This window comes from Corallococcus sp. CA041A, from assembly GCF_003612075.1.
In the GTDB taxonomy this organism is placed as follows: Bacteria; Myxococcota; Myxococcia; order Myxococcales; family Myxococcaceae; genus Corallococcus; species Corallococcus exiguus.
The window spans coordinates 1-382 of the sequence record NZ_RAWF01000780.1 but is presented as its reverse complement, the minus strand read 5'-3'; the positions used below and the strand labels follow the sequence as shown (position 1 = coordinate 382).

The following is a 382-nucleotide window of genomic DNA, read 5'->3' as shown; positions in this document are numbered from 1 at the left end:
GTTCCGCGATCTCTCGTACAACGAGACGCAGGTGCTCGCCAAGGACTACGAAGAAGCGGCGCTCTACAGAGACATGCAGGGCGATACGATCAACCAGCTCGTGCGGCGCCTGGGTGCCGTGAAGCTGCCGTCGTAAGCGGCGGATCAGGGCAAGGTTTGCCATGCAATTGCGGCTCGATGCGCTCGAAGGTCATCTGAAGCAGGCCACTGCCAAGGGGCTCGCGCCGCTGTACGTGGTGCATGGCGACGAGCACCTGCTGGCGCTGGAAGCCGTCGACGCACTGCGGCAGGCCGCGCGCGCGCAGGGTTTTACCGAGCGCGAGGTGATGAGCGTCGAGCGCGGTTTCTCGTGGTCGCGCGTGACCGAGGCGCAGCAGTCGAT

The 382-nt window shown here is 65.2% G+C and carries 2 protein-coding genes; both read left to right on the top strand.

The window, feature by feature from the left end:
* On the top strand, positions 1-136 hold a 136-nt coding region (gene lptE, locus D7V77_RS46175), incomplete at its 5' end, for an LPS assembly lipoprotein LptE (RefSeq protein ID WP_199734043.1).
* A gap of 25 nt (positions 137-161) precedes the next feature.
* Positions 162-382: hypothetical protein (locus D7V77_RS43045; protein ID WP_199734042.1), on the top strand; the 221-nt coding region annotated here is incomplete at its 3' end.